This window comes from Dietzia sp. Die43 (assembly GCF_024519835.1).
Taxonomy (GTDB): Bacteria; Actinomycetota; Actinomycetes; order Mycobacteriales; family Mycobacteriaceae; genus Dietzia; species Dietzia kunjamensis.
The window spans coordinates 28,790-53,807 of sequence record NZ_JALJRF010000022.1 but is presented as its reverse complement, the minus strand read 5'-3'; the positions used below and the strand labels follow the sequence as shown (position 1 = coordinate 53,807).

The following is a 25,018-nucleotide window of genomic DNA, read 5'->3' as shown; positions in this document are numbered from 1 at the left end:
CATCCGCCCGGTCAACGACCGGCCTCTGGGAGGGGTCGAGTTCGCGGGATTTACAACTTGGCATCGTTAGCTTGTCATAACGTCTGGATATCGGACATGGGCTAACTTTCGGCGCCGGAAGCGTGCCGACTCTTGCTGCTGTGGCGGCGGGCGCGGGTCCGTTCGCCCCACATCGGGCGTAGTCACGACCGCGGTGCGGGTGTCTGCCACAGTGGGTGGTAGGTGGGGGAGGTGGCCAGTGGTCGAGTGGGCTGATGTGAAGGCGGCGATGGCCAGTGGGCGTCGGATGCCGGTTCGAGGTCGGCCTGCACCGCCCGCCTCCGGACCGTCTCCTTGCCGAATCCCAGACGGTGGCCGATCTGGTCGCAGCAGGCCGTCAGCGTCGCGTACTCACCGCGGTGCTCGGCCACCATCCGCAGCGCCCGCTCTTTGACCGCGGGATCGATGTTCTTCGGCATACAACCATCCTCCTCGACTCGAAAAGGAGGCGGCGGGAAACCCGGGGGCGGTTCACCCTGTGAGTCCTTGGGGTAGCTGGTCGGGGGCGGTTGCGGTGGTGGCGTTGCTGGGCGGCGTGAGGCATAGCCTGATGGCCTCCATTCGGTTGACGCGGCATCGTCCCCGTGTGAGTGTGAGGTAGTCAGAGGTTTGCCAAGCACAACCATTGGAGACTCGCCATGAAGGCTGTCGTCTATCAGGGGCCCAGAGATGTCGCGGTCACGGATGTTCCGGACGCGAAGATCGAACGGCCCACCGACGTGCTGGTCAAGGTGACAACGACCAACATCTGCGGCTCGGACCTGCACATGTATGAGGGCCGGACCTCCTTCGAGCAGGGCCGCACGTTCGGCCACGAGAACATGGGGGAGGTGGTGGAAATCGGTAAGGGCGTGGAGAAGGTCAAGGTGGGCGACCGGGTCGTGTTGCCCTTCAACATCTCGTGCGGGTTCTGCAAGAACTGCGAGCGCGGTTTCACGAATTACTGCCTGACCACGCAGCCTGACCCGTCCGCCGCCGGTGCGGCATACGGATTTGCAGACATGGGCCCGTACGGCGGAGGCCAAGCGGAGCTGCTCCGGGTCCCATTCGGCGACCACAACGCGCTGCGCCTGGGTGAGGATGCGCAGGAGAAGGAGAACGACTACGTCATGCTCTCCGACATCTTCCCCACCGGTTACCACGCCACCGAGATGGCCGGCGTGATCCCGGGCGACAGCGTCGTGATCGCCGGGGCCGGACCGGTGGGGCTGATGGCTGCCCTGTCCGCGACGATCAAGGGGGCCGCGAAGGTGATGGTGGTCGATCGCCACCCCGACCGGCTCGCGCTGGCTGAGCAGATCGGTGCGATTGCCATCGACGACTCCAAGACCGACCCGGTGCAGGCGGTGTTGGACGAGACGATGGGGCTCGGAGCCGACCGTGGCTGCGAGTGCGTGGGCTATCAGGCCCATGATCCTCAGGGCAATGAAGACACGGCGGCCACCTTGAACATGCTCATCAACGCAGTGCGCTTCACCGGCGGGATCGGCACCGTTGGCGTGTTCGTCCCCCAGGATCCAGGTGCCAAGGACGACTTGGCCAAGCAGGGCAAGGCGGCCATCGACTTCGGCACCCATTGGTTCAAGGGGCAGACCATGGGCAACGGTCAAGCCCCGGTCAAGCGGTACAACCGTCGGCTCCGGGATCTGATCGCGGCTGACAAGGCGAAGCCGTCCTGGATCGTCTCCCACGAGATCTCGCTGGAAGAGGCCGCCGACGCCTACAGGAACTTCGACGCCAGGTCCGAGGGCTGGACCAAGGTCGTGATCAAGCCAGGTATGTCCAGCGGAAAGAAGGCGAACTGACATGGCAGCAGATCTGCAGGGCAAGAGGGTCGCGATCCTCGCCGCGGATGGGGTCGAGCGCGTCGAGCTCGAGCAACCCCGCGAGGCTCTGGACCGGGCCGGCGCCCGGACCGAGGTCCTGTCGATCCACGACGGCGAGATCAAGGCCCGTAAGAACGACCTGGATGAAGCGGGCACGTTCACCGTCGACGGGCTGGTCGCCGACGCCTCGATGGGCGACTACGACGCCCTGCTGCTTCCCGGCGGGACGGTGAACCCCGACCAGCTCCGGGTCGACAAGGACGCCGTTTCCTTCGTCCGGGACTTCGTCGAGAGTGGCAAGCCGGTGGCGGCGATCTGTCACGGACCGTGGACGTTGATCGAGGCCGGCGTGGTCACTGGTCGCACCCTGACGTCCTTCCCGAGCATCCGCACGGACCTGCGCAACGCCGGCGCCGACGTCGTCGACCAGGAGGTCGTGGTCGACAAGAATCTCATCACCAGCCGCTCGCCCGACGATCTGTCGGCGTTCTGCGACGCGCTCGTGTCCCAACTCGCGGGCACCACGACAAAGGAATAGGAGACATAATGAGTGTGACCAAGGGATTGCTGGTCAGGTTCGACGCGTTGCCCGGCAAGGAGGACGAGGTGAAGGACTTCCTCGACAGCGGCCGTGGGCTGGTCGAGGGAGAGCCGGCGACCACCGCGTGGTTCGCGATCCGCCTCGGGCCGACCTCGTTCGGCATCTTCGACGTCTTTCCGGACGACGCCGGACGTGATGCCCACCTGTCCGGACCCGTGGCGGAAGCGCTCGGCGAGAACACCGGCACGTTGTTCTCCGAACCCACGATCGAGAAGCTCGACGTCCTGGCTTCCAAGCTCCCCGCCTGACACCACGGATTCGGAGCACGAGACCCGAGCGGAGGGGTCGCTGCGCGGCGTCATCGGGCTGACACAGCCCGCCCATGACGCGGCAGCGGCCCCTTCTCTTGCGACCTATCGCCCATCCCTAACAGATCGAGGAACCGCGATGACAGGAACTGACGACGACGTTGCCCCGACGCGTTCACCCGAGGTAGCAGTGATCGGGGGCGGGATCGTCGGTCTGTCGACGGCGTACGCGCTGCAGGAGCAGGGCGTGCCGGTGCGCTTGTACGAGGCCGGTCTGCCCGGAACGGGTCAGTCCGCGGGCGAGTCGCGGATCTTCCGGCATGCCCACGACGACCCGCGACTCGTCGCTTTCGCGCGCGAAAGCCGCGGCGTATGGGACGAGTGGGCCGAACACTTCGACGTCGAGCTGGTCTCATCAGACGGTGTCGTGGCGATCGGAGACAGCGCCCTGACGCGGCTGCGGGTGCTCGACCAGGTCGGCGGCGTGGAAGCGCACGAGATCGACGCGGCCGAGCTCGCCCAGCGGATGCCGCTGCTCGCTGGGTACTCGGGGCCAGCGGTGCTCGACGAGTCGGGCGGCGCGATCCGCACCCGCACCGCGATCACGGCACTCACGGGTGCCCTCGCAGATGCCGTCACCACCGCAGAGGTCATCTCCATCGATCCCCGCGCCGACGGGACGGTCGAGGTGCGCAGCGTCACCGACCGGGCTGTCTACTCCAAGGTGGTCGTGTGCGCCGGCCGCGAAACCGCCCGCTTAGCACGCAGCGTCGGCCTGTCGCTGCCGGTTCGCCTTGCCGCACACGTCCGGCTGACCTTCGACGTGAAAGCCGCCGCCCCGGCGCGAGTCGCATGCCTGCAGGACAGCAGCGGCGTCTTCGGCGAAGTCGGCGTGTACGCGACGCCGCTACCGGGCAACAGCAGTTATTCGGTCGGACTCAGCGACACCGTCGGCGTCCGCGACGACGGAACGTTCATCGACCCTGCGGCGATTCGATCGCTGGACGAACGCGCACGCGAATACGTGACACGGGCGCTGCCCGGTCTCCACCCAGAGCCGCGCGACTTTCTTCACTGCTGGGTGACCGACCTCCCATGGAGCGAGGACGGCGTGGCCGTGTGGGAGGCAGACTCTGTCCTTTTCGTGGCTGGTCACAATCTGTTCAAGCAGGCACCTGCGCTGGGTCGCGCTCTTGCCCGGGCTGCGACCGGCGGCGGTCTCGCCGCCGACCTCACGCCCGCCGCTCGCCTCGGCGAAGCCCTGCGATAGTTCGACTGACCCCAGAACGGACGCACCCAGTGGGTAAACGTCTCCTCGTCGAGGACAACGGCAGCCCGCCCTGGGTCAACCCAAAAGTCGCGACTGGACAGCAGTCACAGGCGATCTCCGGATCGGCCAAGCCACCGGCGAGTGGATGAAGGGTAAGACCCGCGAAGGCAACGGGATCAAGTTCAGCATCGAAGAGTTGATTGATCTGCTTGAGTCGCTCGATGACTAGCTGGCGCAAGAGCTCGGGGGCTCGTGCGCTCTGGTTACCGGCGTGACGAGCCTTGGTAGGGCGCGTTCCGGGGGCGTGCGAGCTCTGAGCTGCTAGCTTTACAGAATAATAGTTATCGGCGTTAACTTCGCTGCTGGTCGGAGCGTTTTCCGCACGGGTCAACCACCCATGGGGGGACATGCGCCTGTGGCGGCGGGGCTGGTTCTCGCGTGGTTGGAGCCCTGCTGTCGAGCTAGTTTGCCGCTGCGTAGGCCTGCATCACGTTGGCGGGGATGCGTCCGCGGTCTGAGACGTCGTAACCATTGGCGCGGGCCCACTCTCGAATCGCTCTGGTGTTCCCGGACGTGGCTGTGGCCTTGCGGGCAGTTCTGGTCCTATTTCCGGTTACCCGATGGCCGGCCTCAATGTACGGCGCTACGGCCTGGCGAAACGCCTCGGCGTTATCGTCGCTCAGGTCGATGGAGTATTCCTTGCCGTCAAAGGCAAAGGAGATGGTGTTCGACGTCTCGCCGAGGTCGGTCCCGTCGAGGTCGTCGATGTAGTGCACCTGGAATTGCTGAGCCATGGTTACTCCTTTTGTTTGCTGCTCTATCAAGTATGCCTACGGTGGAGAAGTCATGCCCGTCATCATGAGTGGCATCACTTCGCCCTGGTGCCTCGGTTATCGGCGGGGCCTCAGGAAGGTGGTGGCGGCAGTTGTCGGGGGCTCGTCCGTGCTTGCGTATCGCCTCCGGGCGAATGCATGCTGGTCCAGCTCGTCTTGGGCCAGCCGTAATTCGTCCTAGTTTTCTGTCCTTTTGGGTTCGTTTGCGGTGGCACTGGCGGATTTCTTTTGGCACAGTCAGGTCGCGCTTGACTGCTGCGCCGTGATCGTCGCCAGTGCGCGGTTCAGGCGCTGTGGTCGCGCGATCAACTGTGGCGAGCATCCAGGGCGGGGTTACTTGCGCAATGCCGGTGTGCGGGCCCGTGGTCGCCGCGTGCACGCAATGAACGAGAAGGTGGCGAGGAGTCAGGTGGTCGACGAGGGCCCTCGGGCGGTCCGCTGGTCGCAGGTGGAAGAGGCGTTCTACGTTGGAAACTATCGGGGGAATTTCGTTGGTTACATCGACAAGGGCCCCGATGGCGGTTTCAGATCATTCGACAGTATGTCGACACTGCGGGGCGAGGCCAGCAGTTTGGAGGAATCGATGGCGTGCCTCGATGCACTGTTCTTCGCCACTGCGGGAGATCGGGGTCGACAATGACTGTGAACAATGACGCCGCCAGCACATCTCAGTCGGGCGAGCTGAAGTATCTGGTGTACACCAGTGTGGCTACGCGAAAGATGCTTCCCGACGATCTTGAATCGATTTTGTTCACCTCCAGGAGACGGAATCTGGACGCCGGGATAACCGGACTGCTTTTGTATAGGGGCAATGTTTTTATTCAGTTCCTCGAGGGCCCCGCTTTGGAAGTGGATGCGCTCATGGACCGCATCTCGTGCGATGACAGGCATAGCCGTGTGCGGGTGCTTGTGGTCGAACGGGTAGCTGAGCGCAGTTTCGCAGACTGGAGGATGGGGTTCGCCATCCCCAAAGACACGCGGCCAACCGGGATCGAGGGGCTCAGAGACAGCTTCACGGATCTCACCAGTGGCGCCGACTACGACATGGTCCGGCAGGCCGCAGAGGACTTCTCTGTCTGGTTCAAGGCCGGCCAGCGCGCCGTCCCATCCTGAGCTCAACGGGCAACCGATCGGCTCGGGTCATACCGACAGCCAGGTGACCACCACTGGATTGTGGTGGTCACCTGGTCGGTCATCGATAAGTGGCGTGTTATCGGCCTCTGGTGCTGCGGTAGTCGTCTGCGCGTGTGGTGTGGGTGCTTCGGGCACCGGCGGCGCCGCCCAGTGCGGTGACGAGGGCGCCGAGCAGTAGGCCGCCTACGGCCCACCACGCCCCGGTCGCTATCTCGATCTTGCCGGAGCCGGCAAGTCTTATCGAACCCCAGTTGCTGGGAACATTGTTCCCTGGAGTCCGAGAACGCTTCCTGCGTCGTCAGTGAAGTAGATCCTCGCAAGGCGAGAGGAACAGCTCTGGCAGGGCAGAACTGTCGGGACGCGGGTGCAAGGAATGCGGCGCGGAGGAAAGGTCAGCCGGAGCGCAGGCGGCCTGCCAGTTTGTGGCGTTCCATTTCGGTCAGGCCTCCCCAGACGCCGTAGAGTTCCCGCGCGTTCATCGCGTACTGGCGGCATTCCACTATCACCGGGCAGTGCTCGCAGAGGACTTTGGCTGCCTCCTCTTTACGGCGCCTAACCCCTTTGAGGTCCTGCTCGTCGTTGTAGAACAGCTCTGCCTGTCCTTGGCAGTTGCCCCGATCGGCCCATGCCCACCGGTCGTCGAGAGCCGTGGCGATGATGTGGGTCAACAGATATTTCCTGCCCTTCGTCAAGCATCGCGCCAAGTGGACATCCCATTATCTCGGGCCACAGCAGCCATGGCTTCACCCCCAGGGGTGAAGTGGAGGGGTGTTCACCTGCGCCTACGATTACCACGGTGAGCGGCAAAGCGATCAGGGTGACTGTGGTCAACGACTATCTCGTCGTAGTGGCGGGAGTCAACGCATTGCTGGCGCCGTATTCGGACCGAGTTGAAGTTGTGGAACGGCACACAGTCACCAGTGGATCGGCCCCCGTGGACGTCGCGCTCTATGACACTTTCGCCGCACCGGTGGGCAAGCACGCGCGCCTGGAATCGCTACTGCAGGACCCGTTGATCGGGTCGGTCGCCGTCTACTCCTTCGCCGTGGATGAACGGGCGATCGATGACAGCCTGGCCCAAGGAGCTCATGGATTCTTAGCGAAGTCCCTGTCGGCGCTCGAACTGGTCGAGGGAATCGAAAACATCGCCGCAGGTCAGCGAGTGACCATGGTTGGACCCGGCCTATCGGTGATGCGATCGGACCAGTGGCCGGCCAAAGAGGCGGGCCTGTCTCCCAGGGAGGCGGAAGTGATCGGTCTTATTGTCCAGGGGCTATCCAACAAGGACATCGCCGCGCAGTGCTACCTGTCGACCAATTCGATCAAGACCTTCATCCGGTCCGCATATCGGAAAATGGGCGTGAGCACCCGGGCCCAGGCCGTGGCGTGGGGAATCGATCACGGACTCAAGCCCGACCGACGAGCCCCAAGCGGACTCCCCACGCACACCATCCCGCCAGGCTCACCGAGCAGCATCAGCACGCCCCAGCGCGCTCAGGCCGAATCGGCAGCCCCGGGGATCTAGTTGTAGTGGACGATGACGAGTGTGGAGTAGGAGGGCCCATGATCGTCACGGTGAACGGGGAGGACCGCACCCTGGCCGACGGCGCGACCGTCCGCGCACTGGTCACCGAGCTGGACCTGCCCGACGAGGGCGTCGCCATCGCCGTCGACGGCGTGGTGGTGCCCAGCTCGGGCTGGGACGACGCCCCGCTCGGTGCGGGCGCGGAGATCGACGTCCTCACGGCGGTCCAGGGTGGCTGACCCGACCTCGGCCGCGACCCCGGTTCGCGGCGTCGCAGGGCCGTCCGCGTACCCGTCCGACGTTGCCGCGGTGCTGGACTCACCCCTGGTGATCGCGGGCGAGGAGATCTCCTCGCGGCTCATCACGGGCACCGGCGGCGCCGGCAACCAGGAGGTCCTGCGCGAGGCACTGATCGCCTCGGGCACCGCCCTGACCACCGTGTCGATCCGCAAGGTCGACCTGCGGCTGGGCTCAGACGGACTCGGGCTGCTCGGGATGCTGAAAGAGCTCGACATCCGCCCGCTGCCCAACACCGCCGGCTGCAGGTCCGCCACCGAGGCCGTGAAGACCGCCCGGCTCGCACGGGAGGCGCTGGGCACGAACTGGGTCAAGCTCGAGGTGATCGCCGACGAGCGCACGCTCCTGCCCGACGGGGTGGAGGTGGTGGAGGCCGCAGAGGACCTGGTCGACGACGGTTTCGTCGTCCTCCCCTACACCACCGACGACCCGGTCCTGGCCCGCCGCCTGGAGGACGTGGGCTGCGCTGCGGTCATGCCCCTGGGCGCGCCGATCGGCACCGGGCTGGGCATCTGCAACCCGCACAACCTGGAGATGATCGTCGAGCGCGCCGGGGTCCCGGTGATCTGCGACGCGGGGATCGGCACCGCCTCCGACGCCGCACTGGCCATGGAGCTCGGCTGCGACGGTGTCCTGCTCGCCACCGCCGTCACCCGGGCGGAGAACCCGCCGCTCATGGCCGCGGCGATGCGCGAGGCCGTCCGGGCCGGGCACGCCGCCCGCCTCGCGGGGCGGATCCCCAAACGCTTCTGGGCGCAGGCGTCCAGCCCGCCGGTCGACTGACCCTGCAGGTCGACTGAGGCCGGCTCAGGGTCTGCACTCGCTGCGCGCCGACCTCGGTGGAGAAGTTGAGCTGGTCGCCTGAGTTGGCAGTGTCGCGGGCGGAGCAAGGTGGTGCACATCTTTGGCTCGATGCGGGGTTGTCGCCTCAGTGTGTTTCTGCGCTAGCAGTGCAAGACCGGGCTCGTTGGCCGTGAAGGTTAGTTCAATCGGTCGAAGTTATCGGGGTCCGGGCCTGATCGTGTGCCGTTGTGCAACGCGGAGATTGAGGCCATCTGCTCCTCGGTGAGTTCGAAGTCGAACACGGTGAGATTGTCGGTCATGCGTTGGGGTGTTTCGGTCTTCGTCACCACGATGTCGCCTCGCTGTAGGCCCCAGCGCAGCACTACTTGTGCCACCGTCCGGTCGATCTGGTCGGCCAGCGCATGAAGTTGGGGATCGCCTATTACAGCGCCCTGGGCAAGCGGGCTGCATGCCTGAACCGCGACGCCGTGCTCGGTGCAGACATCGTGCAGGTGCTCGTTGACGAAGTAGGGATTGGATTCGATCTGATTGACCGCCGGAGTGGACAGTCCCGCCTCGGCCAATCGGTCCAGGTGCGTTGCGGTGAAATTGGACACCCCGATCGAACCGATGGGGTAATCGGTTTTGAGCTCTTCCATGACTTCCCACACGCGCGCCACATCGTCGTACATCGCCAGCGGCCAGTGCACCAGATACAGATCGATTCGCCCCCCTAGGTGAGCGAGTGAACGTTCTGTCGCACGTCGCGCGGAAGTACGTTCATGCACGTCATTGCCGAGTTTTGTCGTGACCCACATCTGTTCGCGGGGCAGTTCCGACGCGGCGAACGCGCGCCCGACTTCTTGTTCGTTGCCGTACATCTGCGCGGTATCGAAGTGCCGGTAACCGGCCTCCAGCGCCGACGACACAGCCCTGACCGTACTGGCAGGGGCAATCTTGAAGGTGCCGAAACCGAGCTGGGCAAGGGCTCGTCCGTCGTTGAGTGTGACCTGCGGGACCGTCTGCGGGGAATCCGACATTGGGCAAATCTAGGCCCGCTGTGCTGGCGCCCGCATCCGCTAATGGCGGGCCACTGACACCACCACGTGGCCTGAAGAAAGAAAAAGTTTGGGTCAGGGCGTGACGTTCGGGCGGGTGGTGACGTCTTTGTTGTGTAGGTGTTCATCACAAGGGCCCGGTGTCGGGTCTTGGCGTGAGGAGGAATTATGTCGAACGCAGTTCCCAAGACCGGTCGTGAGCAGTCCCGCGAGCAGGAGGCAGCCCAAGCCGCCGCGCAGCAGGCGCAGGAGAAGGCGTCGGGCAAGCAGGTCGCGCGTGGGCCGCTGCAAACCGATCGGGGGGTGACCACGCTGGATGATGCCGTGGTGGCCAAGATCGCTGGGATGGCCGCGCGGGAGGTTCCGGGGGTCTATGACATGGGCAGTGCCACGCGTCGCGCGTTCTCGGCGGTGACCGACCGGATCCCCAACGCGCAGACCAACGTCACTGGCGGCATCAGTGTCGAGAAGGGTGAAACCCAGACGGCGATCGATGTGACGGTGGTGGTGGAGTACGGCGCCTCGATCGTGGAGGTCGGCAACGCGATTCGCCGCAACATCATCGAGCAGGTTGAGGGCACCACCGGGCTGGAGGTGGTCGAGGTCAACGTCAACGTCGCCGACGTGCACCTGCCTCAGGATGACGACGACAACGCCCGCGCCAGCTCGGAGAGCAACCGCAGCGGCGAACTGCGCTGATCCGCTGACCCATCGACCACCGCCACGCCGCGGGGGCGGGTCACCCGGCCCGCCTCCGCACCCCTGAGCGAGGAGTTCTCATGAAGACCACCCATCTCACACTTCTGGTGGGGTTGTTCCTCGGCGCTGTTGCCGCGTTCGGCTCGATCGGCCAGTTCCTGATCGTGCTGCTCTTCGGCGTGATCGGTGTGGCCGTGGGCTTGGCCATGGAGGGACGCGTCGAGATCAAAGGCCTGACCGATCGCCGGAGGCGGTGAGCCGTGACCGCCGCGCATACTGATCGCGCCGATCACCGGCCCGCCGCCGATCCGAGCGTGGACGGCCTGTCCGTATCACCGGGGCAGCCGTCGGCACCGGCCGAGCAGCGGGGGCTCACCACCATCCCGGCGTCGGTGGTGGGCCGCATCGCCGAGCAGGTCGCCTCCGAGTGCACCGGCGTCGGCGGGGCGGCCGGAGGAATGCTCGGGGTGGGCGCCCGTCGCGATTTTGACTCGCGCCCGTCAGCCACGTGCGACCTCTATGGAACGGTCGCCGTGCTCAGACTCGATGTGGGCGTGGCGTTCCCCGTGGACCTGACCGCCACCTGCCGGAGCCTGCGCCAGCACGTGCGCTACCGGGTGCACGAGCTGACGGGATTGGAGGTGGGCCGGTTGGACATCGAGATCTCGTGGCTCAACCCCGCCGCCGCGACGAGAGGAGCACTGAAATGAGTGCACGACCACGTCGCAGTACGTTGATCAGGCGACCGCCGCGCGCGATCCCGGTGGGGCTGCTCGCCGTGGCGCTTGTGGTCCTGGGAGGGCTGGGGATCTGGCTGCTGGGTAGTTACCTGGTCAGCGACACGTGGCCCTTGGCGGCCTCTTCGACGGTGGCCTCGGTTGCCGAGACCGGCCTCGACTCGACCGCGATGCGCGTGGTCGCGGTGGTGCTGGCGCTGGTCGGGCTCGCCCTCCTGCTGGCCGCGCTGGTGCCGGGTCGCCCTTCCCGCGTCCGGGTGCTGGACGACGACATCCCCGGCGAGACCGCTATCTCTCACCGCGACCTGGCCCGCCGTATCGAGCGGCGTACTGAGAACGTCGACGGCGTGCACAGCACCCGCGTGTCGGTACGCCCGCGCCGGATCGACGTGGCCGTGAAGACCGTGGTCGACGACCCGGCCCCGGTGACCCAGGGAGCGAAGGACGCCGTGGACCACGCGCTGTGCGAACTGCGACCGGCCGACCCGTTGCGCCCCCGCGTGCGCACCGACCGCAGAAGCTGAAGGGACCACACCCATGCGTAGCTTGTCTGGAACCCGAAACCGCATCGCGCTGACGGTGGCGGCACTGCTGATGCTGGCCGCCGCGGTGTGGCTGATCGCGGCGTCGTTCGGCCTGGCGTCGGCGGGCTCGCCGCTCGCCGGCTTGATGCCGCCCGCCGACTCGACGGTCTCCACGCTGGTGCAGGACCACCGCGGCTGGTTACTGCCGGTCGCCACCGCCGCCTCGATCCTCGCGATACTTGCCGGACTGGGACTGCTGGCCGCGCAGATCCCCACCGCGCCCGCGCACACGACCCTGCGTCTTCCCGGCGACGACGGCACGGTGCTGGCCACCGTGGAGCCGCAAGTCCTCGAGCGTGCGCTCGTCGAGCGGGTCGAGAGCGTGCCCGGCGTCAAGGAGGCATCGGTGCGGGTGTCGGGCTCCACGACCAGCCTGCGGGTCTTCGCCGAGGTGACGGTGGCCCAGGACGCGCAGGTCGAGTGGGCCGTCGAGGAGGCCCGCCGGGTGCTCGCCGCGGACCTGGCCACCGCACTGGGCACCGCCCCACGGTCCGTGGACCTGCTCGTTCGGCTGCACACCCCGCGATCATCATCTCGATCCGACCGCGTGGCAGTGCGCCAAGACGCCGCCGACGGCCACCTGGTCTCCGGCGCCGGATGAGCCCCCCGACCTGGCGGCCGGCCGAGCTTTCCGACCGCACCCTTGTGTTGCGCGCGCAGGACGGCGACCCGGACGCCTTCGACGTGCTGATCGATCGGCATCAGGGCCGGTTGTTCCGGATCGCCTACCTGGTGTTGGGCGACCGCCAGGACAGTGAGGACGTGGTCCAAGAGACACTGCTGACCGGGTGGAAGCGCCTGCACCTGTTGGAGGACCCGGACGCGGTGCGCGCCTGGCTTGCCCAGATCTGTACGCGCCGGGCCACCGACATCGCTCGGCGCCGTGCCCGCCGCGCCACCGACACCCACCGGCCCGAGGACCTGCACCGCCACCGCGACCCGCGCCCCCGCGCCGACCCCGCCCACGCCAGTGAGGTCAACGCGCAGATGCGTGCACTGGCCCAGGTGTTGGCGACCATGGACCCGGACCTGCGGGCCTGCTGGACATTGCGGGAGATCGACGGAATGTCCTACCGGCAGGTCGCCGCCGCCCTCGATGTCACCGAGTCCACCGCACGAGGCCGCATCGCCCGCGCCCGCACGCACGTGATCGACTACATGAAGGAATGGCGGTGAACACCATGGACGGACCCTCCCGGCCCGGTGACCCCCACGACGACCAGGACACCCGCACCTATCTCGGTCACATTGCCGCGCTGCACCGTGACTGGGACGAGCTCGAAACCCGGGGCGACGATTCGGTGCAACTGTCCCGGCGTGCACGCTCGGCGCTGTCGGAAGCGGTGCGCGCCGATGCCCGCCACGGCGCCCGCGTGGACATGCCGCCCACCGACATCGGCCCCTACACCCTGACCGAACTCGCGCTACGCACCCTGATCCGCGAGACCATCGACGACATCGACGGCGTGGTGAGCCTGCGAACCGCCATCGACTACAGCACGAGCGATGGCTGGAACTCTCGGGGCCTTCCCCGGCGCGTCGTGTGCCGCATCTCTGCGGTCGAGACCACCCCGGATCTGCCCGGTCTGGCGGAGAAAGTCCGCACCGCGGTGCGCGGAGCGTGCGCCCGCGAACTCGACCTGCCCGCCATCCCGGTCGACGTTCACATCGAGGATCTCCATGCCCACTGAACCCACAGCCGCTCAACTGATCGCGTTGGTGGTGGCCATCCCCGGAGTCGCAGGGATCGAACCCGGAATCGGCACCAGCCTGCGGGCCCTGGAAGCACGCATCCGACGAACCGAACCGCATGCCACACACTTCGGGCTGCACGTCGACCACAACGCGCGCACCGTCACCGTGGAAGTCAGCCTCAACCGCTCCCGGCCCATCCGCCAGACCGTGCGCGACATCCAACATGCCCTCCACGGCGCACTGGCCGCAACGATGCCCGAGCCGACTCAGTGGCAGGTACGGGTGCAGTCGCTCAGCGCGAATTGACGAACGAGGTCGTCGCTCGGTGCGCCCTCGGTCGCCCCTTTTCCACAGCGGCCCGCTGGCACACACTGCACAACCCCCTTCCGGTGTGGGTGCAGCACCGACATATTCGGCTGTCTGCCTGCACTTGCCAGGTCGATAGAGACGTGTAGTTCCGGCTGGGCCGGTGTCGCTTATCCGTAGTGGTAGCGGCAGGTGGCGATTCGGACTTCGGTGTCGGTGACTTTGTAGACGAGTCGGTGCTCGTCGGTGATGCGTCTGGACCAGTAGCCGGCGAAGTCGTACTTGAGGGGTTCGGGTTTGCCGATTCCTTCGTTGCCGTTGCGGGTGATGTCCTGCAGGAGCAGGTTGATGCGTTTGAGGATCTTGCGGTCCTGTTGTTGCCACCAGAGGTAGTCCTGCCAGGCGTTGTCGTCCCAGACGAGCAGCACGTCAGTCGGCGTCGAGCAGGTCGCGTGCCTGGCCGCGGCCGGACTCGAGCCGCTCCATCGCATCGAGCAGGCGTCGGGCGTTGGCCGGTGATCGCATGAGGTGGGCGGTCTCGCGCAGGGACTCGTAGTCGTCGAGAGACACCATCACCACCGGTTCGTGGCCGGCGCGGGTGATGATGACCTCTTCGCGGTCGTTGGTGACCCCGTCGAGGACCTCGGCGTAGCGGGCCCGGGACTCGGTGTAGCTCATTGTCTTCATCTCAACCCCTCCTGTACGCAAAAGTGTACAGGACGCGGAGTTGGGCTCCATTGTGACTTCCCGCCTCCGGTGCCTGTGTGTAGTAGCCCGGCCGGATGGCGCAGCGTTGGAGTGTCGAGTGCTCCTGCGCGGGAGCCGTCACACTTCTGGGCATGGTCTCGATGGCCGGATCGGCGCCGCCGCACGGCGCGGGCCTGCCGGTGGCCACGCCGGCCCGCGGGCGCCCAGTGGCCGCATAGCGGTTAGGTCTCGGCCCGCTGTCTCGTCCGCGGCTGGGGCCACAGCGGCGTGGCCAGAATCTGGCTACTCCCTCGCCGCGCCGGTGGCCCCCGTCGACGGACAGCTCGCGCCCGCCCCCGGTCCTGAAAGCGCGGATGGCCGCGCCCTGTCCGGCCTCGCTGGTAACGTCGGTAACAAATCACGTTACCGATTACCCGTTACCCGCTACCTGAGTTGGAGAGGTTGTCATGTCGACGCCGGAGAAGATCGCCAGGGCCTATGGGGTGCTCGTTGCACGGGGGGACAAGGTCACCGTGCGCAGCGTGCAGCGCGAAGCGGGGGTGCGCATCGGTGAGGTGGCCGCATGGATGCGCGAGCACGCCACCGGCGTTGCCGGGGATGTGCCCGAGGCCCCAGATCTGTCGGAGGCGATGTCGGCGATGGTGGCCTCGGTGTGGGCCGCGGCGTGGAAGCGCGCCGCCGAGCAGGCGGACGAGCAGGCCGCGGTGGCGCTGGATGCAGCCCGCGGCGGCGAGGCCGACGCCCTGGAGGCGGCCGAACAAGCGGCGTCGGAACGCGACGAGGCTGTCGCGGTCCGCGACCGCGCCCTCGCCGAGCTCGAGGCAGCGCGCGGCGAGCTCGAGCAGCTGCGCGGTCAGCTCGAGACCGCACGCCAGGACGTCGCGGTCGCGCGCGCCAAGGCCGAGGAGTCCGACCGGGCACGGGTCCGGGCGGAGGCCACCTCGGACACCCTGCGGGAGGTCCTGGACTCGCTGCGCGAGACCGCTCGTAAGCCAGGCCGGTCGGATCAGCCGGGCCAGTCATAGCCAGCCCGCCAGAGCGCGACGCGCACTGACTGTCGGAGGGGAACGCCACACTGGCAGCCGATCAGGCCGTGAGGCCCGCGTGGGCGCCGCGGCGGAAGTCGCTAGCGACAGGAGTGTGGAATGTGGGATCTGGAAGCCGCGCTGCTGGCTACCGCTGTCGTCGCTGGCGGCGCGGTGGCCTTGCCGCCGCTCGCGCGTGGGGTCGGCGGGTTTTGCGCGGTGGTTGGCATGCTCGGTGCCCTGCGGGGTCGTACGTGGGCGCCCACGGTCGCGGCGCTGGGGCTGTTGGCGTGGTTTGTCGGTCATTGGTCGTTCGCGGTGCGCCACGGCGTGCACTATCGGTCGCGGATGGCGCTGTGGGTGATCGATAGGACCCCGCTGCGATGGACGATCCCGCGGTACTGGCAGCTGCGCCGGCTACGCCGACAAGCAGCGCCCCGCTGACACATCCTGGCCCGGGCCGCCAACGACGGATGGCCCCGCCGCCCGGCGAGGCCATCTCTTGGGGCGACTGTACTGCAGCGTTCAGAACAGTGGGGGTGTGTCGAGCGGTGCGGCGTTGCCGGATGCCCGTGCGTAGGCGGCCGGGTCCCAGCCGTCTGCCACGGCATCGCGGACGGCCAGTGAGCGGGCCTGGCGATCGTGGCGCTCGGCCAGGCTGCGGATTGTCCCGGTGCGGCCACAGGCCACCGCGTAGAGCACGTTCGCCGACTGAGTGGAGGCGATGAGGTGTCCTGGATCGACGCGCACGCACAGCGGTTCGTTGCAGCGGTGCTCGCCGATCGCGCCGGCGTCGAGTTCGCCGGCGATGACAAGTGCGAAGCGGTGGGCGTACTCGGTGCGGCTGACTCCGCCTGATCGCCAGCTCGGTTGCGGCCGTATCCGTCCGGATCGGAGATCGCGCCGACCCAGATCCAGCACCCGTGCGAGAACACCACACGGTCCCAGAAGCTCGTGATCGCGCGGTCTGTAGGCGCGAGTTTCGCGTCGTAGGGCCGCGGGAGCGACGCACGACGCTGCCGGGGCCGGACCTCATAGTCCAGCCCCGGCAGCGGCACGTCCTCGAATGCGGTCATCCCACCGTCGTCTCTTCAGTTCGCTCCGCCGGGGCGTCCGGCGCTGAGTCGCCATCGGCCACGGTCTCATCGCCGGTGGACGCCTCGGTCCGTAGTTCGTCCTCGTCCTGGTCCCGCGTAAGGACATCGAGAGCGGACTTGATGTCCCGGGTAGTGACGCCGAGCAGGTCCGCGATGTCGCTGCGAGATTCGCCGTCACTCACGAGCGCCTGTATCGCCTCGGCGGCGTCTCGGCGTGCGGCCTCAATCGCATCTGCCGCCGCGAAGTACTTGGTGGCGGCGGCCTCCATCCGCTCCTCGCGTTCACGCCGCTTCCTCTGCCTCTCGGCCAGCGCCTCGCGGGCCCGGGCTCGGGCCCTCGTACGATCTGCGGTCCGACCCATGGCGGGCCTCCTTCTGTGGCGGGTGGTCTACGCCTCGATGCTATCGATGCCACTCTCTGTCCGCCAGGCCCCGAATCGAGCAACGCTCAATGATTTGACGCTCTCCGATCGTCGTTGATGACCTCCGCTGTCGCTTCGACTGCCCTCCTTCCGCACTCCGCTGTCGCTTCGACTGCCCTCCTTCCGCACTCCGCTGTCGCTTCGTACTCGTCGATCGCTGCGCTCCCTCCTCGAAGAGCAAACCGCACACACCTCTTGCTGATTTTCAGACTTCGTCCGTGACCGGGCGCTGACGTGGGGTTAGAGTGGGCGTCGTGATGACCCTCCACGTGCTGCACGCCGGGGACGGCTACAGCTACCTGACACGTCAGGTAGCTACTGCTGACCGGCTGCGCGAACGTGGCCAGGAGCTGACCGACTACTACACCGCCAACGGCACCCCTCCCGGCCGCTGGCACGGCGCTGGATTGGAAGCGCTCTCTGAGATCAGCCCGGTTTCCGGCACTGTGTCCGAGGAGCAGATGAAGGCGCTGTTCGGCGAGGGCCGGCACCCCAACACCGACCAGATGCTCGAGGCTGGCGCCGATCTCAAAGAGACCGCGCTCGGTCGGAAGTTCCCGGAGTTCAAGAACGAGATCCCACTCGTGGAGGAGTACAAGTCCACGCTCCGGGAGCTGGCCGAGGAGGGCCAAACGATCGACAAGGCCACCACCTCGGACCTCTGGCGGACGCTGGCAGGCAAGCACTACCGCGCCAAGTTCGGGCACCAGCCACCCACGGAGCGGGAGCTGCTGTCCTGGGCCGCCGCGCAGCGCAGCAATGTGCGTCAGCCGGTCGCCGGAATGGATCTGGTGTTCACTCCGCAGAAGTCCGTCAGCACCCTGTGGGCCCTGGCGGACACCGACACTCGGCGGGAGATCGAACGCATCCACCGCGAGTGCGTCAACGACTCCCTGGCGTGGATCGAGCGCGAGGCCGCCTTCACCCGCCGCGGTGATCGCAGCGAGCGGCAGATCGACACCCACGGTCTGATCGTGGCCCAGTTCGACCACTACGACACCCGCGCCGGCGACCCGAACCTCCACACCCACTGCGCGGTGTCGAACAAGGTGTTGGGCGTCGACGGCAAGTGGTCCGCCCTCGATGGAGCGGCGCTACACAAGCACGCCGTGGCCGCGTCCCAGCGCTACAACGCGGCGATCGTTGATCGCCTTCGCAGGGAGATGGGCGTGGCGTTCGAGGCCCGCTATCCCACACGCGACAGGCAGCCCGTCTGGGAGGTCGCCGGCATTGATCAGACGCTGTGCCGGGCGTTCTCCTCACGCCGTCAGATGGTCGAGGCTCGCCGCGACGAGCTCCTCGCCGAGTACCGGGCCACCCACGGCCGGGCACCGACTCAGGCGGTCCAGTACGCGCTTCTGCAGCAAGCCACACTGGACACCCGGGAAGGCAAGCAGGAGTCCCGGTCGCTGGCCGACCACCAGTCGACCTGGCGCCGATTGGCCGCCCGTCACCTCGGATCAGAAGCCGCCGTCGACGCTATGGTCTCCCGTGCCCTGAACCCCGAAACACCGGACAGTCAGGCAGGCGAGATGAACCCCTCGGTGCGGCAGATGGATGCCGTCGAGGTCGAGTCCGCCCGCGTCATCGAGGCCGTGTCCGATGCCCGCGCGACGTGGACCCACGCGCACGTGCGTGCCGTGGTCGAGACCCAGCTGACCAACGTCGCGTTCACCTCACCCTCCGATCGCGACGAGGCCGTGGCCGCGGTGGTGGACCACGCCCTGAGACGTGACTCGGTGGCCCTGTCGACGCCCGAGACGTTGGAGGCGCCCACCGCATTACGGCGCGACTCCGACGGGCTCAGTGTCCTCGAGCGCCACGGCGAGCAGCTCCACACCTCAACCGCAATGCTCGACTCCGAGCAACTGGTCACCGGTGCCGCACAGACCCCCGTGGCGGTGTTCACCACCGGCGAGCAACTGCGGGCAGTGATCGCCGAGCAAGAGTCCGCGAGTGGCCGCGTCCTCAACCCCGGACAGCGCGCGCTGGCCGAACACTTCTGCCTGTCCGGGCAACTCGTCGCCGCCGGCGTCGGCCCTGCCGGCACCGGCAAGACCACCTCCATGAAGGCCGTCACCGCCGCCTGGCAAGCTTCCGGCCGGCAGGTCATCGCCCTGGCGCCGTCCGCGGTCGCCGCCGAAACCCTCGGTGAGGAGATCGGCGCCGAGGCCCGCACGCTGGCCTCGATGACCTACCGCTGGCGCGGAAAACTGGAGTCCATGGGCTTCGCCGCCCGCACACTGCCGCTCACCATCGAGCCGGGTGCGATGCTGCTACTCGATGAGGCCGCCATGGCCTCCACCAAGGACGTCGCGGCGCTCGTGGAGATCGCCCGCGATCGCGGCGCGGTGGTGCGCATGGTTGGAGATCCCGCGCAGCTCGACGCCGTCGAGTCCGGCGGACTCATGCGCCTGGTGGCCTCCGAGACCAACGCCCCCGAACTGACCGACGTCGTCCGGTTCGGCGACGACACCGCGCAGGCCCACGCCTCCGTCGGCATCCGCTCCGGCGAACCGGACGCCCTGCAATTCCACGCCGACAAAGGCTGGGTCCACGGTGGCGACCGTGAGGAGATGATCGCCGCCGCGGTGGCCGCTCACTTCGCCGACACTGACGCCGGCCGCGACGGAATCGTCCTGGCCTCCACCACCGCCACGGTGCGTGAGCTCAACACCCAGATCCAGAATCGTCACCGTGACACTGGAGCCGCGACTACGCGCGGTCTGGTCGACCTGGCCGACGATCTGACCGCCGGCCGCGGCGACATCGTCGTCACCCGCACCAACAACGGAGAGCTACGCACCAAGGGCGGAACCAGGCCCGGCTCCCGCGTGCAGAACGGTGACCGCTGGCGCGTGGAGAAGGTCGGCGCAGACGGTTCACTGACCGTGCGGCACCTGGGCCACCGGGGCCGGGTCACCCTCGATGCCGACTATGTCGCCGGCTGTACCGAGCTGGGATACGCGAGCACTATCCACCGCGCGCAGGGCATCACCGTCGACGTCTCCCGCACCGTCGTCGACGAGGCGACCAACCGCCGCGGCCTGTACGTCGCCCTGTCTCGCGGCCGGGCCGAGAACCACGCCTACGCCGTCACCGACTCTCCGCTCGATGTGGAGACTGAGAAGCCACACCTGGCTCCGGAGGTTGACGACCGACTCACTACCGCCCGGGGCGTGCTCGAAGCTGCCTTGGCTCGCGACGACGGACACACCACCGCCACCGAACAACTCCGCGACGCGCTAGCCGCCGCCGACGACCCAGACCGCATGGCTGCCGGCTACGCCGCCGCACGCGATCTGCTCGTGCGTGACTACACCACGCACCTGGTGGCCACGATGACGGCCAGTGAGGTGCTGGCGGAAGAGACAGCGCCCTTGCGCGCCACCGTCGACAAGGCGCTTGCCCGCGGCGTCGACGTCGCCGCCGCGATCGCACAGTGGCACCACGAGGTCGAGGCCCCGGACGCCCCGATCGCCTCGGCCACCGGGTGGCTATCGGGATACGAAGTAGACACCGATGCCGACCTCGGGCCCCTGGCGCCCCTGCCCTCTCGGCACCCCGGAATGGACACCGAGCTGGCCGACTACGCAGCCGCCACCCTGACCGAACACACCAAGCTCACCCACACCCCACCGGAGGAGGATCTCGACTCGGTCGACGCAGAGCTGGACCCCTTCGCGGCCTCCCACCGCGCGGCCCAGCGCCAGGGCCCCTTCGATGCCAACCCGTTCGACGTCGACCCGTTCGGCTCGCAACCGGGTTCGAGCGAGCCGGAGCCGGACGGGCCGACACACCACGAAGCCCCTGTGCCCGGCAAGGAGCCGTCACAGGGGCCAGAGGTATAGCCTCAGCTCACAGTTCGAACCAGCTCTCGGCCGCTGCGTCGCGCCCTGGGCTGGTGACCGGGTCGACCACGGAGCGGTTGTTCTCAGCGGAGCGACGTGTGAACAGGTTCCCGAGCCGAAACGGGCTGGATCTCTCACCCTCGATCGAGCTGGAGCTCTCGGCCTCGAACGGACTGGGTCTCTCGGCCGCGTTCGAGGGCGACAACGTCCCCTCGTGGATAATCTTCCCCACGGGCTGCGGAAGCTCCACTCGTTCGAGGAACGTGGTGCCGGTGACCCGGTCTACCTCGTCCTGCAGAGCGTGCATTGCGCTGGCCCCGATCTCGTCTTCGTTATAGAGGTTGACGTGCCCCACCGGTACGTCCACCGTCATCGCATCGTCGCCTGAGTACAGGCTGACCACTGCGTGTGCGAGCGCCTTGTCGGCGAAACCGGCGCGGGCAGCGCGGGCGTGCGGGCTTGTTCCGCTTGTCTCTCGCTCGACGGCGTCGGCGATCTCGTACGCCGCCGACAGGTTCTCGATACGGGTGATGACCTCGCTGATCGATTCGGTGGCGAGTAGGTTCTCGAGTCGGGAGGCCAGGAGCGTTGCTCGACTTCCTGGGATCAGCGCGTGACTACCTGTGAAGCGCGAGTCGGAGAACGCGAGCTCGTCCTCGGGCAGCCAGGTGGCGCGATACGGCTCCAGCATCAGTGGGGACCCTGTGGCGGAGAGTGCAGATCCCAGTCGAGCCCGCAGCTCGGTCGCGTGCGGTGTCGGCTCGGTCATGGTGGTCTCCTACATCTCGATGTCGGGGTCAATCTCAGGAGAGGCCGTGGCCACATCGGGCGCCATGGCGGTCTCCGCGGTGGCCGACGCAGAGACGGCGCTCAGGCTGGCGGACAGGTCCGCCCCTGTGGACATGTCCAGCTCGCCACCGATGGCGGGGTCGCTCTCAAGGCCGTCCCACGCCTGCGACAACGCTGTGCTCACTCGCTCCATGACCTCATCACCGTCGACAAGCTCAGTCACCGCACCGGCTGTCACCAGCGCTGACACCGCCCACAGCACCGTCATCTCCTGCCCGCGATCGGCTTGTCTGTCCTGCGTCTGGGCGGCCTCGCGCTCGGCCTGGAGCCGGCGCTGTTCCTCCAGGAGGGCGCGGGCGTCGTAGTCGGCGGGCTCCCACCGATGCCAGACGTCGGCGGCCGCCGTCTCGAAGCCCCGGCGGGCGAACTCGTCAGCGACAATCTGGCGACGTTCATCTCTCCACTGCTCGGAGGCGTCGGGGCGATCGGCCCAGGCCGTCTCCCTCAGTAACCGGGTGACGGGAACCGTGCGCAGCTCGGCGGCCGTCAGGTAGTGGGTGCGTTCGCGGAAACCGCCCTGACGTCCGGCTATGCGGCTGGCTCGGGCAAGCATCGACATGTGCTGCTCGCGACTCTGGCTGTTCATTGTGTCTTCTCCATCGGTTCTGAGCGCAGGAGTTCGGAGGGTTCGTGGTGGCTTCGGCACGAGGCCATCGGCGATTCGGGTCCGAGGAGGATCCGCATGTGGTGATCGCCAACGGTGCGTAGGAAGATCTCGTCGGCCCGCATGGGATCGGTCACCGCCAGGTACTCGTAGCTGCGCCACATCGCCCGGACACGGAACACCACGCTCTGATGCGCCCACCATTTGCCGCACCAGGCGTTGGCTTGTGAGCGATCTTGGACCTGGTAGGCGGGGCGTAGATAGTCGTCGAAGAAGTCGTACACAGTGGGATGTCGCGGGTTCGACGGGATCCCCAGATCCTCGACGGAGTACCGCTTGGCGGCGCGGTGTGCCGCTCGGCGCAGCGCCAACCCCAGGCCCGGATGCTCGGCGTAGCCGGTCAAGGCGTCGACGGCCAGGGACTGCATCTGGTTCTGCAACGGTTTGGGCGTCGCGGCCCGCACGAGATCAGTCCACAGTGACACCGGTCTGTCCTCTCTCCAGGCGATCGAGCAGCTCACGCGTGGCGGGTGAGAAGTCCTGCTGGGTGGCCGGAATCATCCGCGCGAGCATCGGCCGTCGGCCTTTGGCGATCACGATCATTTGCCATTTCTGCAGGTTCTGGATCTCGTCGACGGACAAGATCGGCTTGTCGCCGCCGACCTGTTGCGAACTCGAACCGCTGCCATTGGAGTACGACACCGACCGCTCGACCTCGCGGTAGGTGCCGACCTGAGTGGAGACCATCTGCGCGAACTCTGGCTCGGTCTGTCCTGGCCCGATGACTTTGATGGCCACCAAGGCGTAGAGCTTGCGCATACCGACTGGGCCCCACATCTCCTCCCCTTGCGCGTAGGTCTGGAGGAAAATGTCGAACAGGATCCCACGGGAGCCGTAGGTCGATAGCGCTTCAGGCAGGTTCGGCCATCGCACGACGTTGGCGATCTCATCAAGCACCATCAGCACCGGGACCGGGAGCCGGTCCCGCTCGAACTGCGAGGCCCGCTTCTTCAACGCCTCGCTGACCAGAATGGCCAGCACCGTGGAAATGGGACGGGCCACGGGGTTGTCTTCTTCGGTGAGCATGTACAGCGTGGCCCGATCGTCGTGGGCCAGGGCGGTCACATCCAAACGCCGGCGGTGGCCGTGCGGGGTCAGCCATTCCCGAACCTCGGCCAGCCCCAGGCACGCGATGCAGTTTTTCGCAGCCGAGAACACCCCGTCACGGGTGCGTGGGGTCAGCGAGTACTTCGCGTTCAGGTCGTCGTGCTGCGCCTCGTAGGTGCTGCCGGCGAGCAGCCTCAGTGGTTCGCCGGCGCCCGGCGCGGACACCCACCTGTAGACGTCGGTGATCGGTTTGTTGCCCAGAGCCGCGGCCAGGAACAGCGCGGTGAGCAAGTCTCGGGCCTGCTGGTAGAAGAACGCATTCTCGCCGGCATCACCAGAGACCGCCGACCGGGCAGTGGTGGCGCCCTCGAAGATCTCGGCCAGGCGTAACGCCGAGCCGTCCCAGTATCGTGCCGCCCGGACGAAGTCGAGCGGGTCGAAGAAGAACCCGCGGCCCTCACCAGCGCCGGGGGCCAGATTCTGCGGGTCGAACACCCACACCTCGCCGACGTGTTCGCGCAGCTGGATCGTCTCGTCGATCAGGTCGCGCTTGCAGCTCGTGGCCACCACCAGGCCGGGGGCGTTCCAGATCTCCGGGATGGCCTTGCTGGTGGTCTTGCCCTCGCGGGGAGCCCACAGGTTCAACACGTTGTCCTCGGTGCCCGACATGAGGACCTGCCCGGTGCTCCACTCCCGGCCCAGGTAGGAGCCGTACCAGCCGCAGTCAGGCAGGTTGTTGTTCTGGTGCTCCCGTTTACGCGCACGCGGGGACAGTGTCGCGATGTCGCTGGTCGAGGCCATCTGTCGGGTCGCGTGGGCGATGCGGGACTGCGTGCCCCCGGTGCGCCGCAGTCGCCATCGCCGGCGAGCGATGAAGATCCCGGCGGCGATCACCACGACGACCAGCCATAGGGTCACCAGCAGGGCTGTCGCCGCTGGGGACCAGGTCACCGAGTCACGCGCCAGGACCTCGATAGCGCCGAGTAGTGGAAAGGGGCTCGGTGGCTCGGCGCCGCCGAGTTTGACCGCCGCACGATGCGCCGCCCACACCGAGACGTTGATCGCCACGAACCCGGCGAGCATGATCAGCAGCACGACGTGCTCGGGGGGGAACTGCGAGACTCGGGTGTTCCTCGGATTGTCGTTGCCAGCCATGATGTGCCCCTATCTCGTCATCTCTAGTCGGTACTGCGCGGCTTTCCAGGCGTGTCCCTCACGGACCACGACCACCTGCGCTGCCATCTCCGGAAGCGGGGTCGTGTCGCCGTCGGTGTGTTGAACCACCTGCCGCAGGATCAGACGCACCTCGGCCCGGGGGGCGTGAGGGTCAACCGGATCGCTGGCGAGCTCCACAGCTCCCACGACGACGTCACCGGAGGCCGCCCACGCCGCCCACTGTCTAGGCAGTGGCTCTGAGGCCGGGCGCTCGGCCGCCGCCTCGGCCAGTGGCCCAGTGAGCGTGTCCGCGGCCGCGTGCAGTGCGTCCCAGGGGCCCGCCTGCTCGGCCGGCCGCCACGTGAAGATCTGCCGCATCGCGGCCCGCGCGGCTCCTTCCGCGGTCTCTGTCGGTTCTGCGTGCACGTGATGGGCGTCGGTGCCGAGTTCGTCGCCTCCGGCCCGCAGCATCACCACCACCAGCGTCACCACCACACACGCCGCCACCACGCCTGCGGCGATCACGCCCGCGATGATCAAGAGGCGTCGTTGTTCTGCTTCCATG

33 protein-coding genes are annotated in these 25,018 nt (G+C 67.3%); 20 read left to right on the top strand and 13 right to left on the bottom strand.

Annotation, left to right across the window (positions count from 1 at the left end; all coding sequences use genetic code 11):
• Positions 1–182: 182 nt before the first annotated feature.
• Positions 183–458, bottom strand: coding sequence for a hypothetical protein (locus NR111_RS16660; protein WP_256821464.1), 276 nt, complete (start codon positions 456–458; stop codon positions 183–185).
• Positions 459–677: 219 nt separating this feature from the next.
• On the opposite strand from NR111_RS16660, the gene NR111_RS16655 reads away from it, so the two are divergent.
• From NR111_RS16655 to NR111_RS16640, 4 genes are all read left to right on the top strand, one after another.
• Positions 678–1,844, top strand: a complete 1,167-nt coding sequence (locus NR111_RS16655; protein ID WP_256821463.1) for a glutathione-independent formaldehyde dehydrogenase — start codon at positions 678–680, stop codon at positions 1,842–1,844.
• A 1-nt stretch (position 1,845) separates the two neighbouring features.
• Positions 1,846–2,403 carry a type 1 glutamine amidotransferase domain-containing protein gene (locus NR111_RS16650; RefSeq protein WP_256821462.1) on the top strand — a complete coding sequence of 186 codons (558 nt, stop codon included), beginning with the start codon at positions 1,846–1,848 and terminating at the stop codon, positions 2,401–2,403.
• Between the two features lie 8 nt (positions 2,404–2,411).
• Positions 2,412–2,714 (top strand): putative quinol monooxygenase, encoded by a 303-nt coding sequence (locus NR111_RS16645; protein ID WP_256821461.1) that lies wholly within the window; start codon positions 2,412–2,414, stop codon positions 2,712–2,714.
• A gap of 139 nt (positions 2,715–2,853) precedes the next feature.
• Positions 2,854–3,984 (top strand): FAD-binding oxidoreductase, encoded by a 1,131-nt coding sequence (locus NR111_RS16640; protein WP_256821460.1) that lies wholly within the window; start codon positions 2,854–2,856, stop codon positions 3,982–3,984.
• A gap of 461 nt (positions 3,985–4,445) precedes the next feature.
• Here the strand turns inward: NR111_RS16640 and NR111_RS16635 are convergent, their stop codons facing one another.
• Positions 4,446–4,778 carry an Lsr2 family protein gene (locus NR111_RS16635; protein WP_256821458.1) on the bottom strand — a complete coding sequence of 111 codons (333 nt, stop codon included), beginning with the start codon at positions 4,776–4,778 and terminating at the stop codon, positions 4,446–4,448.
• Between the two features lie 247 nt (positions 4,779–5,025).
• Between NR111_RS16635 and NR111_RS16630 the strand changes: the two genes are divergently transcribed.
• A complete protein-coding gene (locus NR111_RS16630; RefSeq protein WP_256821457.1) occupies positions 5,026–5,457 on the top strand; it encodes a hypothetical protein in 432 nt (143 codons plus the stop codon).
• Positions 5,454–5,930: a BLUF domain-containing protein gene (locus NR111_RS16625; protein WP_256821456.1), complete on the top strand. Its 477-nt coding sequence runs from the start codon at positions 5,454–5,456 to the stop codon at positions 5,928–5,930. The genes NR111_RS16630 and NR111_RS16625 overlap by 4 nt, the downstream gene beginning before the upstream one ends.
• Positions 5,931–6,343: 413 nt before the next feature.
• On the opposite strand, the gene NR111_RS16620 is transcribed toward NR111_RS16625, so the two are convergent.
• Entirely contained in the window at positions 6,344–6,619 is a 276-nt protein-coding gene (locus NR111_RS16620; protein WP_256821455.1) for a WhiB family transcriptional regulator, read from the bottom strand.
• Positions 6,620–6,747: 128 nt separating this feature from the next.
• Between NR111_RS16620 and NR111_RS16615 the strand changes: the two genes are divergently transcribed.
• From NR111_RS16615 to NR111_RS16605, 3 genes are all read left to right on the top strand, one after another.
• A complete protein-coding gene (locus tag NR111_RS16615) occupies positions 6,748–7,476 on the top strand; it encodes a response regulator transcription factor (RefSeq protein WP_256821454.1) in 729 nt (242 codons plus the stop codon).
• Positions 7,477–7,514: 38 nt separating this feature from the next.
• Positions 7,515–7,715: a sulfur carrier protein ThiS gene (gene thiS / locus NR111_RS16610; protein WP_017836465.1), complete on the top strand. Its 201-nt coding sequence runs from the start codon at positions 7,515–7,517 to the stop codon at positions 7,713–7,715.
• Between the two features lie 70 nt (positions 7,716–7,785).
• Positions 7,786–8,556 carry a thiazole synthase gene (locus NR111_RS16605; RefSeq protein ID WP_256821471.1) on the top strand — a complete coding sequence of 257 codons (771 nt, stop codon included), beginning with the start codon at positions 7,786–7,788 and terminating at the stop codon, positions 8,554–8,556.
• Between the two features lie 197 nt (positions 8,557–8,753).
• Here NR111_RS16605 and NR111_RS16600 read toward each other — a convergent pair whose 3' ends face one another.
• A complete protein-coding gene (locus NR111_RS16600) occupies positions 8,754–9,596 on the bottom strand; it encodes an aldo/keto reductase (protein WP_256821452.1) in 843 nt (280 codons plus the stop codon).
• Positions 9,597–9,782: 186 nt separating this feature from the next.
• On the opposite strand from NR111_RS16600, the gene NR111_RS16595 reads away from it, so the two are divergent.
• From NR111_RS16595 to NR111_RS16560, 8 genes are all read left to right on the top strand, one after another.
• Complete coding sequence (locus tag NR111_RS16595) at positions 9,783–10,313, top strand: Asp23/Gls24 family envelope stress response protein (RefSeq protein ID WP_206604881.1); 531 nt, start codon at positions 9,783–9,785, stop codon at positions 10,311–10,313.
• Between the two features lie 80 nt (positions 10,314–10,393).
• Positions 10,394–10,570: a hypothetical protein gene (locus NR111_RS16590; protein ID WP_181366004.1), complete on the top strand. Its 177-nt coding sequence runs from the start codon at positions 10,394–10,396 to the stop codon at positions 10,568–10,570.
• Positions 10,571–10,573: 3 nt separating this feature from the next.
• Positions 10,574–11,023, top strand: a complete 450-nt coding sequence (locus NR111_RS16585; protein WP_256821451.1) for an Asp23/Gls24 family envelope stress response protein — start codon at positions 10,574–10,576, stop codon at positions 11,021–11,023.
• Positions 11,020–11,574, top strand: coding sequence for a DUF6286 domain-containing protein (locus NR111_RS16580; RefSeq protein WP_109149176.1), 555 nt, complete (start codon positions 11,020–11,022; stop codon positions 11,572–11,574). The genes NR111_RS16585 and NR111_RS16580 overlap by 4 nt, the downstream gene beginning before the upstream one ends.
• A gap of 13 nt (positions 11,575–11,587) precedes the next feature.
• Positions 11,588–12,235, top strand: coding sequence for a hypothetical protein (locus NR111_RS16575; RefSeq protein ID WP_253003991.1), 648 nt, complete (start codon positions 11,588–11,590; stop codon positions 12,233–12,235).
• Positions 12,232–12,810 carry an RNA polymerase sigma factor gene (locus tag NR111_RS16570; protein WP_253003992.1) on the top strand — a complete coding sequence of 193 codons (579 nt, stop codon included), beginning with the start codon at positions 12,232–12,234 and terminating at the stop codon, positions 12,808–12,810. Before NR111_RS16575 ends, NR111_RS16570 begins: the two co-directional genes overlap by 4 nt.
• Complete coding sequence (locus tag NR111_RS16565; protein ID WP_253003993.1) at positions 12,801–13,325, top strand: hypothetical protein; 525 nt, start codon at positions 12,801–12,803, stop codon at positions 13,323–13,325. The genes NR111_RS16570 and NR111_RS16565 overlap by 10 nt, the downstream gene beginning before the upstream one ends.
• Positions 13,315–13,635 carry a hypothetical protein gene (locus NR111_RS16560; RefSeq protein ID WP_204650741.1) on the top strand — a complete coding sequence of 107 codons (321 nt, stop codon included), beginning with the start codon at positions 13,315–13,317 and terminating at the stop codon, positions 13,633–13,635. Before NR111_RS16565 ends, NR111_RS16560 begins: the two co-directional genes overlap by 11 nt.
• A gap of 170 nt (positions 13,636–13,805) precedes the next feature.
• Here the strand turns inward: NR111_RS16560 and NR111_RS16555 are convergent, their stop codons facing one another.
• Positions 13,806–14,063, bottom strand: coding sequence for a Txe/YoeB family addiction module toxin (locus tag NR111_RS16555; protein ID WP_061228632.1), 258 nt, complete (start codon positions 14,061–14,063; stop codon positions 13,806–13,808).
• A 1-nt stretch (position 14,064) separates the two neighbouring features.
• The gene (locus NR111_RS16550; RefSeq protein ID WP_017836490.1) at positions 14,065–14,322 is read right to left on the bottom strand and encodes a type II toxin-antitoxin system Phd/YefM family antitoxin; all 258 of its coding nucleotides are present in this window, start codon (positions 14,320–14,322) and stop codon (positions 14,065–14,067) included.
• Positions 14,323–14,789: 467 nt separating this feature from the next.
• On the opposite strand from NR111_RS16550, the gene NR111_RS16545 reads away from it, so the two are divergent.
• Positions 14,790–15,368 (top strand): hypothetical protein, encoded by a 579-nt coding sequence (locus NR111_RS16545; protein ID WP_256821450.1) that lies wholly within the window; start codon positions 14,790–14,792, stop codon positions 15,366–15,368.
• A 120-nt stretch (positions 15,369–15,488) separates the two neighbouring features.
• Entirely contained in the window at positions 15,489–15,812 is a 324-nt protein-coding gene (locus NR111_RS16540; RefSeq protein WP_256821449.1) for a hypothetical protein, read from the top strand.
• An 81-nt stretch (positions 15,813–15,893) separates the two neighbouring features.
• On the opposite strand, the gene NR111_RS16535 is transcribed toward NR111_RS16540, so the two are convergent.
• Complete coding sequence (locus NR111_RS16535; protein ID WP_256821448.1) at positions 15,894–16,289, bottom strand: hypothetical protein; 396 nt, start codon at positions 16,287–16,289, stop codon at positions 15,894–15,896.
• Positions 16,290–16,440: 151 nt separating this feature from the next.
• Entirely contained in the window at positions 16,441–16,827 is a 387-nt protein-coding gene (locus tag NR111_RS16530) for a hypothetical protein (protein WP_256821447.1), read from the bottom strand.
• 317 nt (positions 16,828–17,144) lie between these two features.
• Between NR111_RS16530 and mobF the strand changes: the two genes are divergently transcribed.
• A complete protein-coding gene (gene mobF / locus NR111_RS16525) occupies positions 17,145–20,738 on the top strand; it encodes a MobF family relaxase (protein WP_256821470.1) in 3,594 nt (1,197 codons plus the stop codon).
• Between the two features lie 7 nt (positions 20,739–20,745).
• On the opposite strand, the gene NR111_RS16520 is transcribed toward mobF, so the two are convergent.
• The 5 genes from NR111_RS16520 to NR111_RS16500 are packed head-to-tail and all read right to left on the bottom strand — an operon-like array spanning position 20,746 to position 25,017.
• Complete coding sequence (locus NR111_RS16520) at positions 20,746–21,507, bottom strand: hypothetical protein (RefSeq protein WP_256821446.1); 762 nt, start codon at positions 21,505–21,507, stop codon at positions 20,746–20,748.
• 9 nt (positions 21,508–21,516) lie between these two features.
• The gene (locus NR111_RS16515) at positions 21,517–22,173 is read right to left on the bottom strand and encodes a hypothetical protein (RefSeq protein WP_069388799.1); all 657 of its coding nucleotides are present in this window, start codon (positions 22,171–22,173) and stop codon (positions 21,517–21,519) included.
• Complete coding sequence (locus tag NR111_RS16510; protein ID WP_069388798.1) at positions 22,170–22,676, bottom strand: DUF4913 domain-containing protein; 507 nt, start codon at positions 22,674–22,676, stop codon at positions 22,170–22,172. The genes NR111_RS16515 and NR111_RS16510 overlap by 4 nt, the downstream gene beginning before the upstream one ends.
• Positions 22,660–24,453, bottom strand: coding sequence for a type IV secretory system conjugative DNA transfer family protein (locus NR111_RS16505; protein ID WP_069388797.1), 1,794 nt, complete (start codon positions 24,451–24,453; stop codon positions 22,660–22,662). The genes NR111_RS16510 and NR111_RS16505 overlap by 17 nt, the downstream gene beginning before the upstream one ends.
• A 9-nt stretch (positions 24,454–24,462) precedes the next feature.
• Positions 24,463–25,017: a hypothetical protein gene (locus tag NR111_RS16500; RefSeq protein WP_156776030.1), complete on the bottom strand. Its 555-nt coding sequence runs from the start codon at positions 25,015–25,017 to the stop codon at positions 24,463–24,465.
• Between the last annotated feature and the right edge of the window lies 1 nt (position 25,018).